This is a genomic window from bacterium, assembly GCA_030649025.1.
Lineage (GTDB): Bacteria > Patescibacteriota > Minisyncoccia > JAUYLV01 > JAUYLV01 > JAUSGO01.
The window spans coordinates 1-10,800 of record JAUSGO010000010.1 but is presented as its reverse complement, the minus strand read 5'-3'; the positions used below and the strand labels follow the sequence as shown (position 1 = coordinate 10,800).

The window sequence follows — 10,800 nt, the reverse complement described above, 5'->3', positions numbered from 1 at the left end:
CGGCAAACCGTGGTATACAAAAGTCATTTTCACGGTGACGCCTGGCGGCTTCCAGCTGTGCCATACAGAGTCCTATTGGAGAATTGGTACGGGGTTTCGTTTCGTAGCTGAAATTTCCTGCAGAAATTTCAGACGAAACATTAAAAATGCCCGGAAAGTGTTTTATCCGGGCTTTTTAAACAACTTCGTTCTTACCGAAGCGGTTCGTAGGTAATCTCGCTTTCTTTAAGCGTATCCGGGTCAATGTCTGCTACCGCTTCGCGCGGATCGAAAGCAAATTCCGGAATATCTATCCGGACGCCATCACGGTCAATATCGACAGGAATCACTATTTTGGATATGCCAGGGACGTCTCCGAGTCCGAAGTAGTGATGGGCGGAAATTGCAAGCCGCTGTAAGTTTTCAAGAATTCTCCCGCAAAAACGGTCAAGGATTCTTGCATTTTTGTGGATGACAAGGTCTTCTTCCCCGATCTCTATGGTGCAGCGGTGGAGTTCTCCCCCAACCACTTTCCGGAGCTTCGCATCCCGCAGAATTTCAACAACATCGGGGTTCTCCATAAAGCCGAAGTGGGCCTGCACGCCGAACACATCTCGACCGAGGTTCTGTATCGAAATGCGATTGCCCCGAATGTATGGAACTTTATCCTGCACGACGGTAAGCATGATGATGTGCTTGGGCATGGCGCCGTGCCGTTTCAGATACACGCGAAGCGTTACCGGTATGAGGTCCCGGGGGGCTTCTACCGGACGCGATGCAAGAAACACCACAACGCGGTCGTTTTCCACAAATGACCGCGAGCGCCCATCCTTCAAGACACCGCCCTCTTTTTCTAGACGGCTTTTGAGATGTAAAAGCCAATTGATATCGCGGTTGCGGGTATAACTATGGTGTGCTTTGGCAAACACCATTCTTCCCCATCGCCAGATCCACATCACGACAAAGAGCAAAAGTCCTACCGCGATAAGCACGAAGCCGCCATCGAGGAATTTCAGCATGTTCGCGGAAAAAAATGCGAGGTCAACGGCGGTAAGCAGCAACACCACTGGACCGATGAAGGCAAGTCTCCATTTCCATCCGTAGTGCGCAACGATAAAGAATACAGCCGTTGTGATCGCCATCGTGCCCGTTACCGCAATTCCGTACGCCGCAGCAAGTGCTCCTGACGTTTTAAAATGCAAGATGAACGCCAGGCAGCCGCCAAAGAGCGTCCAATTAATAAACGGCACATAGATCTGGCCCTGCACGTCGGGATTCGTATGGACCGCGCGAAGCCTGGGGAACACTCCCAAGGCTATTGCTTGCGCCGTAACCGCGAAGGATCCGGATATCATGGCCTGACTTGCAATGACTGTCGCCGCCGTTGCAAGACCGATCATGGGCCACATGGCCCATGCCGGAACCAGACTGTAGAATAGGTTGTTGTTTGGTATGGCCGTCTCTTCGAGGAGCCGCCCTCCCTGACCAAAGTAGTTGAGTGTAAGGGCGGGATATACCAGGAATACCCATGCACGGGTTATGGCGCCGCGCCCAAAATGGCCAAGGTGCGCGTATAGTGCTTCGCCGCCGGTAACGCACAATACCACCGCGCCGAGTATCCAGAAAGATTTCCATCCATGATGCGCAAGGAACTGTAAGCCGTAGAACGGATTGAGCGCTGTAAAAACTTCCGGATGGCGCCAGAGCTGCGGGATCGCAAGAACGACAAGCGCGAAAAACCAAAGGAGAATGACCGGCCCGAACAGGCTTCCGACCCAGTGCGTACCGCGTCTTTGGATCGAGAAGAGTCCTGCAAGAATAACTATCGCGATGGGCACAACAAGAGGTCCAAGCGATGGGGCGACCACCGCCAACCCCTCAACCGCCGAAAGCACGGAAATGGCAGGCGTGATGAAGGCGTCTCCATAGAGCAAAGCCGCTCCGGCGATGATCGCTCCGACCGAGACCGCAAAAAGACGCTTGGGCGTTTTTGTCTCGTTCTGCCGAATAAGTCCTAGAAGAGCGAATATGCCTCCTTCGCCATCATTGTCGGCGCGCATGACAAGCAAGACATACTTTATCGTAACAACGACCGCCAACGACCAGAAAAAAAGCGAAAGCGCTCCGACGACATTGGCAAGCGTGCGGTCAAGCGGGTAGTGTCCGAAGAATGTCTCCCGAAGTGCGTAGAGGGGCGAGGTCCCGATGTCGCCAAAGACGACGCCGAGCGCCAGAAATGCGAGCACCCAGGCATTCCGTCCACCTTCCTTAATCGTATTCATCTATACCTCCTCGAATGCAGTACGTGGTTAATATGTAGCTTTCAAGATACAAGAATATATCATACCACGTACTACGGGGCTGCGCAAGTCCGCGGACTTTATTTTTCCTATTGCATTCCGCACAACTTCTTAAGTTGGACAATGTCCGAGCCGGCAAGCTGTCCGCTCGTCCCCTGATTCAGCCGATACATCATGGCTTTGGGATCTTCCAAGTGCTCCAGGCCAAGCGCGTGTCCCAGTTCGTGCGCCAAAACCCGTATGAGTTTTTGCATATCGTCGAATTGATAGATAACGATTTCTCTTCCTTCCGGCCCTTCGCGATACGTACCTTCTTCAAATTCTTCCCCGCGCTCCCGGCCCACCTCGTTAAAGCGCGCCGCATCCAGATTCAGCGCAGAGGCAACCCGTTTCAGCGCCGGCACAAGCGCATTAATATCTGCGACGGCTATATTTACGGCATCTTGGAGATTGTTGAGTTCGCCAATTTCTTTTTCCAGCCACTCCCGCTCTTCCTGCAAACGTCCGTAAATATCCTTAGAAGCTCCGCCGCGTCCGTTCCACTGCGATACTTCTGCATCATACGCATTTTTGCGCTTTTGAAATATGGCAAGGCGCGAATCGAAAAGGCTCTTAAGACGATTGTAGTCCTTGTATAGCGCATCGTATTTCGCCTTCAGTGCGTCGTAAGAAGCCTGGGTATCCGAAATGACGAGGCCGAGCTTACCAAGTTTTTCGGTCGCTTCCTGCCGAAAGTCGTATACAAGACCAATGCCCAGGTCCCCATCGGGATGTGCCGCAAAAAGGTCTCTCTGCGCGGCTTCCTCCCATATATTCGCGGCGTCGTCTATGGCCCCGAGAAAATCCTGTCGTGATATGCCGAATCTTGAATCGAAAGAAGACACCCGATAGGAAATGGGAGCCCGACACGGAAAATATTGCGTGTAGAGGCGCGGAAGAAGACGTTCAAGGCGCCCCCAAAAAACCACGGCAAGCGCGCATATCAAGGCAAGACTGAAAATCGTTTTGACGGTCTTGAACATGTGGCGCCGGACTATCCCTCAACCACCAGCGTTCCCCACTGGCCCAGAGCCCTGTGATTGGGCATTGAGCAATAGTAGACGAATGAACCGGCTTTATCGGCGGTAAATTCTACGGTAACTGCTTTATTGAGTGGCGTTTCTTTTTGAATACCATACTCATCAATGACAAAATCATGCATACCCTTGGTGTTTGTGATATTAATGCGCACCGCATCACCTCTCTTTACGCGCATTTCATTGAGAGAAAATTGGGGCTTGGGTTTATCGTCAATCATCTCGTAAAACGCTGTCATGGTAAATTCCTTTGCCGCACTTGTCTGTTTTATTGTCGGATTCGGGGCATCTGCCTCCTTGAGATTATCCGAGAGGAAGCTCAAGGTTTTTGTCCATGCATCTTTCGTTTCGTCCGGTGCCCAGTTCGCGCCGGAAGGATTTGCAAATGCGTGTCCTACGCCGGGGTAGACATGGATATTATTAGCTATGCCGAGCTTGTCTAATGCGGAATCGAATTCCTGCACGCGGCTCACCGGAATAGACTGGTCCTTGTCCCCAAAAATACCAAGCACCGGCCAATGAATGGAGGAAAGTTTTTGTTCTTCGGTAACAAGGTTTCCGTAGTAGATGATGGTTGCCGCAAGATCTTCTCCCGATAGCGCAAGTTGTAAAGATTGCCCGCCGCCGAAACACCAGCCAAGCGAGGCTATTTTCGGGGCTCCCCCGTCCTTCAAATATTTCGCGGCCGCTTTCAAATTCTCAAGCGCGCGCGTCTGATCAAGCGCTCCAACCTGGGCCCTGGCTTCGTCGGAGTTTGCGGCAACCTTTCCAAAAAGATCTACTGCAAGCACCGCATATCCCTCTTTCGCAAGTTCTCGGGCCATATCGCGAATGTTGTCGTTAAGACCCCACCATTCGTGTATCATGACCACTCCCGGATATGCTCCCGGGGCCTGGGGCATTGCAAAAAATCCTTTCACTCCGGCTACATATTCCGGCTCGTCTGTTTTTATTGCAATACCCGTTTGACCCTTAAGCATAAAGGAATTCGAACTTTCGGGGGATTTTGAGGCCGACTGTATTTCGTTACGCATCATGTCTTTACTCGGCGCCTTACTGCCAATTAAAAACGAAGAAGCTCCTACAAGCCCCCCTACGACTAAAATACCAACGCCTATCTTTACATACGCCTGCATAAGATTTTTATTTAATTATTTACTAAACACTAGTATAGGGCCAAATGCGGCTTTTGTGAACCCCGCTAGAAGTCACGATTGTTTTCAGAATAGTCACTGATGCCATTTAAGAAAAATTTTCTTCAAAATAATTATTGCATACGAGAAGAATGTAAAATCGCGACCTGCTTCTAACGGAGCGAAGATGGTTGGTTTTTCTGATAAATCCTGTTAGACTACAATTACGTTAATTATAACTTGTAAGCGATTTCATATATGAAATACATGCTCATTGTTCTGGCACTTCTTTTCTCCGTATACGCGGGATACTGGTACGGGACGCGCGAGACCCCTGCCGAAACTCTCACCGGAAGCCCGACTCCTTCGGGGCTGACCACAACGACCATCCCTGCGGACGGCAATACGCCCATATCGCCCGCGGGAACACAAAAACCAGCAGCCCAAGCGCCAAAAGAGACAACGCTTCCGCGCATAGCGCTTTTACAATGCGTCGCAACGCCCAACAGCCTGACGCTTAAACAAGATTCGAATTTTGCCATAGACAATCTTGATTACACGGGCAGAAAGGTTCGGGTGAGTATGCAAACGTTCAACATTGCCCCCAGAGATTATGTTACGGTCTTCGCAAGCCCCGTGGGAATTCATAGCATCGAATGCGACGGCGCGGGCGTGGCGACGCTTACGGTACAACCCTAAGCGCTCCGTTTATAAACCAAAACGAAAAAACATCCGCTTTAAAAGCGGATGTTTTTGTCTCATCGTCTTTGCCGTTCACGAGCTTTAAATCCTCTCGGGTATGATTGGTGCATGGGCCGACGCGGATAGAAATCGGGGCGGATGTTTGGGTGGGGGCGCGCAGGCGGAAGCTCGGGAAGTTTGGTTATGGGCAGCATGATGCGCGCAAGTTTTTCTATCTCGCGAACCTCCTGTCCCTGGTCCGCCGATGCGAACGATATCGCGCGTCCCGATAACCCCGCCCGTCCCGTACGGCCGATACGGTGAATGTAATCCTCGGGATTGTCAGGAATATCGTAGTTGATAACCAGTTCAATTCCCACAACATCTATGCCACGCGCGGCGATATCGGTTGCGATAAGCACCCGGTATTTTCCGGACTTGAACCCCTCAAGCGCGTCTCTTCGTTGGGCAAGCGAACGGTTTGAGTGGATCTCCGAGGCGGCAACGCCTATATGCCTAAGGACGCTACATATTTTCTTTGCGCCGAATTTTGTCCGAGAGAATACCAGAACCGTCCCGCGATATTCGTTAAGCAATTTTTCAAGAAGTCTTATTTTGTCATGCTTTTCCACGATGAAAAGTTCGTGCGCAACTTTTTCTGCCGCGGTTCCCGGACGCGCTATCTCGGTGCGGACCGGCGTGCGCATGTAGGAGGAGGCGATACGGACGATATCGGCGGGCATCGTTGCGGAGAACAGCATCGTCTGCCTCTCGCGCGGCACCAGCTGTAGTATCCGCCGAAGCTGCGGCAAAAAGCCCATATCAAGCATGCGGTCGGCTTCGTCCAGCACCAATATCCGCACGTCGCCCAAAGTCAGATTTCTTTGTTCGAGATGGTCGTTAATGCGGCCGGGTGTCGCCACCAGTACGTGCGGATTTTTACGTAGTGCGTCTATCTGCAGTTTCATGGAAGCGCCTCCAATAAGCACGGCTGTACGCAAATTAATGGACCGGCCGATGGAATGAAGCACCTCATCTACTTGCAGCGCCAGCTCCCGGGTTGGCAAGATGATCAGACCCTTTCCCTTCACCTGGGCAAGGCGCTGTATCATGGGAATGCCGAATGCCAGAGTTTTTCCAGTTCCCGTCTGCGCAATACCGATGAGGTCTTGTCCCTCGATGGCGATGGGAATAGCTTTTTGCTGGATGGGTGTTGGTGTTGTAAATTTTAATTTATCCAGGACATCGAGCAGCCGGGGCGCGATGCCCAGGCCATAGAATGTCGAAGGAGGTTGCGGAGGAGTTTGCATATTTTTACTTATGTTTAGAGCGCTCGTTCGCCGTAAGATATTGTTTGCGCAGGCGAACGCTTATCGGAGTTATCTCAAGATATTCGTCTTCAGCCATAATTTCAAGCCCGCGTTCAATGGAAAGCGTGAATGGTGGAGTAAGGTCTATGGCTTCGTCCGACCCCGATGCGCGCATGTTGGTAAGCTGTTTTCCCTTTGTGGGGTTCACGGCCAGATCGTTTCCCTTGGTAACGTTGCCGATGACCATGCCCTCGTAAACTTCTGTGCTGGGCCCTATGTACAGCGTGCCCCTATCCTGTAAGTTCCAAAGCGAGAAACCAAGCGCTTTCCCGCTCGCCATGGATACCATGGACCCTACCGTGCGGTTGCGCATATCGCCCACATGCGGCCGAAAGCCGACAACGCGCGAAGAAAGAATGCCCTCACCCTTCGTGTCTATGATGAATTGATTTCGATATCCCAAGAGCCCGCGGGTGGGACCGGTAAAAGAAAGCCGTATGATATCTCCGTGAGCACGCAGGTCTCCGAGCGTAAATCCACGCGTGCCAAGGCGTTCGATGATGGCGCCCTGGTATTTGCTCGGCGTATCCACAATAACCTCTTCAAACGGCTCGGTTTTCACACCGTTCTCTTCTCGTATAATGACCTGCGGCTGGGAAACCTGCAATTCATAGCCTTCACGGCGCATGTTTTCCAGCAGAATGGCGATGTGCAGTTCCCCACGTCCAAATACGCGGAAACTGTCGGAGGCTTCAAAAATAATACGAAGTCCCACATTTACTTCTAGCTCCCGCTCAAGTCTCTCCCGAATTTGCCGGGATGTCACATACGTTCCATCGCGTCCGGCAAACGGCGAATTGTTTATGAGAAAATTAAGGGCAATAGTCGGCTCATCCACAGCAATGCCCGGAAGCGGAGACGCTTCCCCATCTGTGGTTACGGTCTCTCCTATGTCAATATCCGGAAGACCAGAAACAAGTACGATATCTCCTGCCAGCGCCTCGGAGCTCTCTATCCGCTCTAGGCCCCTGAAAGTGAAAACTTTGTTTATTTTTCCCTGCCGAGTTTCTCCCGACGGCTTTTTCACAAAAACGTTTTGCCCGGGCACAACTCTTCCTTCGTATACGCGGCCTATGGCAAGCCGGCCCATAAAATTATCATAACCAAGGTTGAATGGCTGCAGGCGAAGGGGCGTGTCGGGAGAAGTATTGGAAGCAACGGGCACATGGGAAAGTACGGTCTCAAGCAATGGCGTGAGGTTTTCAGATTTATCCGTAAGACGCGCCTTGGCGATACCCTCCCGCCCTACGGAGAAGACGACAGGAAAATCCGCCTGCACATTGCTTGCGCCGAGTTCCAAAAAAAGTTCAAGCACCTGCTCTTCCGTGCGCGCAGGGTCGGCCGCAGGCTTATCTATTTTGTTTATGACGACGATGGGCCGTAGGCCAAGTTCAAGGGATTTTTTCAGCACAAAACGCGTCTGGGGCATGGGCCCCTCCTGTGCATCTACCACAAGAAGTACCGAATCGATGGAGCGCAGCACCCGTTCTACCTCGCTCCCGAAGTCGGCGTGCCCCGGCGTATCCACGATGTTTATTTTTGTATCTTTATAGAATATCGCCGCATTTTTTGAGTAAATGGTAATCCCGCGCTCGAGCTCTAAAGCGTTTGAATCCATAGAAACGCCCTCGGCGGCAACCCCGGTCTGACGCAAAAGTGCGTCGGTCAGCGTGGTCTTGCCGTGGTCAACATGGGCGATAATAGCAATATTACGTATATCCATCCCGTTAGAGACAGGTCGCACTTAAATTAAGCGACCCGCGTGATTAACATTATTAAATAATCTTAGTCTTGCTTTATGGTCATTCCCATATTAGCGACCGCGGTCTCTAACGGGACCCATAAAAAAAGAGGCCGTTTGTGGCCCAGAAGCATTCCAGAAACACTAAGGATAGTATATACCAGCGAAGAATTCTCGTCAAATAAGCTTGGCCGTCAATCATAAAAGAGGAGTTGGCGAGCTAACGAATTTTGACACTTTTTGCTTATAGCTTTATAATGGCTATCATCCGTGTTCGGCACAACAACCACGTGCCACACGTCGCGACATAACATGGGGTTTTGCTTCCTCTGGCCGCCCCACTTCTTATTTTTTATTATATCGAAGCGAAGTCCAGCAGAGTTAAAAATTCGCATCGGATCGTAGTACCGAGTATGTCAAAAGGTATTAAAAAAATAAAGCTTGAAAAACCCGCAGTCGCCAAAAAAAGCGCCGCACCTCTACAGTCAGTAAAGGGCACGCGTGACGTTCTTCCCCAGGAGATGCGCTTTATGGAGCGAATCAGGTCTCTTTTTTTGAGCGTAGCCGACGCATACGGTTTTGAGGGCATTGAGACGCCCATTCTGGAAGATACGGAACTTTTTATCCGCGCCGTAGGTAAGTCAACGGATGTTGTGCAAAAACAAATGTATACTTTCCGAACCAAGGGCGGCGATTCAGTAACGCTTCGCCCAGAGAACACCGCGGGCATTGCGCGCGCCTACTATGAAAACGGCATGTTCAACTTACCTCAGCCCCTAAAACTCTGGTATTGGGGGCCGATGTTCCGCTACGAACGGCAGCAGGCCGGAAGGTATCGGCAATTTCATCAGTTCGGCGCAGAGATTATTGGGGAAATAAATGCGGTTCTGGACGCCCAGCTCATACAGCTTTTTACGGCAGTGCTGAAGGAATTGGGCATTACGGCGTATACCGTTGAGATAAATTCTTTGGGCTGTAAAACATGCCGTCCGGAGTATCGCGCGGCTCTTGTCAATTATTTCCGGCCGGACGCGCGGAAATTATGCCCGGACTGCAAAAGACGGCTGAAAGAAAGCCCTCTGCGGATATTTGAATGCGACAAGGAAAAATGCAAGGAGATTGCGGAGAAAGCTCCTCAGACGGTGGATCACTTATGTGAGGAGTGTCATGGCCATTTTAAGGAAGTGCTTGAATATTTGGACGAGATTGACGTGCCGTATCGTATGAATGCAAGGCTGGTGCGGGGGCTGGATTACTATACCAAGACCGTTTTTGAAGTTTGGCCGGAAGATAGGCCCGGTTGGGCGCTCGGCGGCGGAGGAAGATACGATAATTTAGTGGAAATATTGGGAGACAAATCGGCTCCCGCGGTCGGGTTTTCTGCCGGGATTGAACGCGTTGTCGAGGAATTAACGAAGATCCAAGCATCTATCGCAAAAGATCCATTTTCTCCAACGGTATTTCTGGCTCAATTGGGAGAATTGGGACGCAAAAAAAGCTTGAAGCTTTTTGAAAAACTCCGCAAAGCCGGCATTCGGGTCGTTGAGTCATTCGGGCGCAATAGTATTAAATCGCAACTCAAGGTTGCCAACCGCGAAGATGCCGGCATATCGCTGATTGTGGGACAAAAAGAAGCCCTCGACGAAACCGTTATCATACGGGACATGGCAAGCGGCATACAAGAAACCGTTCCTCTTACAAAACTCATTCACGAATTGCAAAAACGGTTTGCTAAAACTTTAGACGATACGGCTTCAAGCCACCGAGCATAATCATGTCGGACTGCGTATTCTGCAAAATTGCCAACGGAGAGATTTCCAGGGAATGTGTCCTTGAGAATGAGTATTTGGTCGCCTTCAAGGATCTGCATCCCGCGGCCCCCGTACATGTGCTGGTGATTCCCAAGAAACACATCTCTTCGTTAAATGACGCCGGCGAAACAGATGTGACGCTTTTGGGGAATCTCCTGATCGCCGCAAAGGAAGTGGCGAAGAAAACCGGTGTTTATCAAAGAGGCTATCGTCTCATTCTCAATTGCGGAGAAGATGGGGGACAGGTCATCGGTCACTTGCATTTGCACGTGCTGGGTGGTACAAAGATAGGACGGAAAGGAGAAGAATTATAGGTAAAATCAAAATGTAAAAGTCAAAATGCAAAATTAAGGAGTGAAGGTTTTTCTTACTAGAAAAACCTTCATGATATTCCTAAATTTTGATTTTTGAGATTTGATTTTTGATCTCGCATTGTATGGTTGAAGTTTCACGAAGGGAAAAAGAAAGCATTGCCGGCCTTCTGAGGCGTTTTACGCGAAAAGCCCAGCAGGCAGGGCTTTTAAAAGAAGCTCGAAAAGTGCGCTATCACAAGCGGCCCGCGTCTTCGTTTAAAAAAAAGAAGTCGGCTCTCCGGAGACTTGAGATTCGGGCGCTTCGGCACAAGCTTTTGAAAGCTGGGATTATAGAGGAAGGGCAGGATGTTCCGCCGCAACTGAAGAAAAAGAGAAAGTAGTTTTTATTGTTTGTT

General features: G+C 50.5%; 10 protein-coding genes. 5 read left to right on the top strand and 5 right to left on the bottom strand.

Annotated features, from left to right (window positions below):
• Positions 1 to 214: hypothetical protein (locus Q7S09_01415; GenBank protein MDO8557834.1), on the top strand; the 214-nt coding region annotated here is incomplete at its 5' end.
• Here the strand turns inward: Q7S09_01415 and Q7S09_01410 are convergent.
• The 3 genes from Q7S09_01410 to Q7S09_01400 form a co-directional block, all read right to left on the bottom strand.
• A complete protein-coding gene (locus Q7S09_01410) occupies positions 192 to 2,261 on the bottom strand; it encodes a KUP/HAK/KT family potassium transporter (GenBank protein MDO8557833.1) in 2,070 nt (689 codons plus the stop codon). The two genes, Q7S09_01415 and Q7S09_01410, sit on opposite strands and share 23 nt — an antisense overlap.
• A gap of 107 nt (positions 2,262 to 2,368) precedes the next feature.
• Complete coding sequence (locus Q7S09_01405; protein MDO8557832.1) at positions 2,369 to 3,301, bottom strand: matrixin family metalloprotease; 933 nt, start codon at positions 3,299 to 3,301, stop codon at positions 2,369 to 2,371.
• A gap of 11 nt (positions 3,302 to 3,312) precedes the next feature.
• Complete coding sequence (locus Q7S09_01400) at positions 3,313 to 4,491, bottom strand: dienelactone hydrolase family protein (GenBank protein MDO8557831.1); 1,179 nt, start codon at positions 4,489 to 4,491, stop codon at positions 3,313 to 3,315.
• A 255-nt stretch (positions 4,492 to 4,746) separates the two neighbouring features.
• Here Q7S09_01400 and Q7S09_01395 point away from each other — a divergent pair, with 255 nt between their 5' ends.
• Positions 4,747 to 5,187, top strand: a complete 441-nt coding sequence (locus Q7S09_01395; GenBank protein MDO8557830.1) for a hypothetical protein — start codon at positions 4,747 to 4,749, stop codon at positions 5,185 to 5,187.
• A 59-nt stretch (positions 5,188 to 5,246) separates the two neighbouring features.
• On the opposite strand, the gene Q7S09_01390 is transcribed toward Q7S09_01395, so the two are convergent.
• Both Q7S09_01390 and typA read right to left on the bottom strand, forming a co-directional pair.
• The gene (locus Q7S09_01390) at positions 5,247 to 6,479 is read right to left on the bottom strand and encodes a DEAD/DEAH box helicase (protein MDO8557829.1); all 1,233 of its coding nucleotides are present in this window, start codon (positions 6,477 to 6,479) and stop codon (positions 5,247 to 5,249) included.
• A gap of 4 nt (positions 6,480 to 6,483) precedes the next feature.
• Positions 6,484 to 8,262 (bottom strand): translational GTPase TypA, encoded by a 1,779-nt coding sequence (gene typA / locus Q7S09_01385; protein MDO8557828.1) that lies wholly within the window; start codon positions 8,260 to 8,262, stop codon positions 6,484 to 6,486.
• A 431-nt stretch (positions 8,263 to 8,693) separates the two neighbouring features.
• Between typA and hisS the strand changes: the two genes are divergently transcribed.
• From hisS to rpsU, 3 genes are all read left to right on the top strand, one after another.
• Entirely contained in the window at positions 8,694 to 10,052 is a 1,359-nt protein-coding gene (gene hisS / locus Q7S09_01380; protein MDO8557827.1) for a histidine--tRNA ligase, read from the top strand.
• A gap of 2 nt (positions 10,053 to 10,054) precedes the next feature.
• The gene (locus Q7S09_01375) at positions 10,055 to 10,405 is read left to right on the top strand and encodes a histidine triad nucleotide-binding protein (GenBank protein MDO8557826.1); all 351 of its coding nucleotides are present in this window, start codon (positions 10,055 to 10,057) and stop codon (positions 10,403 to 10,405) included.
• Between the two features lie 122 nt (positions 10,406 to 10,527).
• On the top strand, positions 10,528 to 10,785 hold the full coding sequence (rpsU, locus tag Q7S09_01370) for a 30S ribosomal protein S21 (protein MDO8557825.1): 258 nt from the start codon (positions 10,528 to 10,530) through the stop codon (positions 10,783 to 10,785).
• Positions 10,786 to 10,800 lie beyond the last annotated feature (15 nt).

What these genes read in the sequence shown, in the direction of transcription:
- Q7S09_01375 (MDO8557826.1), top strand. Translation starts at nt 10,055, where the DNA reads ATGTCGGACTGCGTATTCTGCAAAATTGCCAACGGAGAGATTTCCAGG.
- Q7S09_01395 (MDO8557830.1), top strand. Translation starts at nt 4,747, where the DNA reads ATGAAATACATGCTCATTGTTCTGGCACTTCTTTTCTCCGTATACGCG.
- rpsU (MDO8557825.1), top strand. Translation starts at nt 10,528, where the DNA reads ATGGTTGAAGTTTCACGAAGGGAAAAAGAAAGCATTGCCGGCCTTCTG.
- Q7S09_01405 (MDO8557832.1), bottom strand. Translation starts at nt 3,301, where the DNA reads ATGTTCAAGACCGTCAAAACGATTTTCAGTCTTGCCTTGATATGCGCG.
- Q7S09_01400 (MDO8557831.1), bottom strand. Translation starts at nt 4,491, where the DNA reads ATGCAGGCGTATGTAAAGATAGGCGTTGGTATTTTAGTCGTAGGGGGG.
- hisS (MDO8557827.1), top strand. Translation starts at nt 8,694, where the DNA reads ATGTCAAAAGGTATTAAAAAAATAAAGCTTGAAAAACCCGCAGTCGCC.
- Q7S09_01410 (MDO8557833.1), bottom strand. Translation starts at nt 2,261, where the DNA reads ATGAATACGATTAAGGAAGGTGGACGGAATGCCTGGGTGCTCGCATTT.
- typA (MDO8557828.1), bottom strand. Translation starts at nt 8,262, where the DNA reads ATGGATATACGTAATATTGCTATTATCGCCCATGTTGACCACGGCAAG.
- Q7S09_01390 (MDO8557829.1), bottom strand. Translation starts at nt 6,479, where the DNA reads ATGCAAACTCCTCCGCAACCTCCTTCGACATTCTATGGCCTGGGCATC.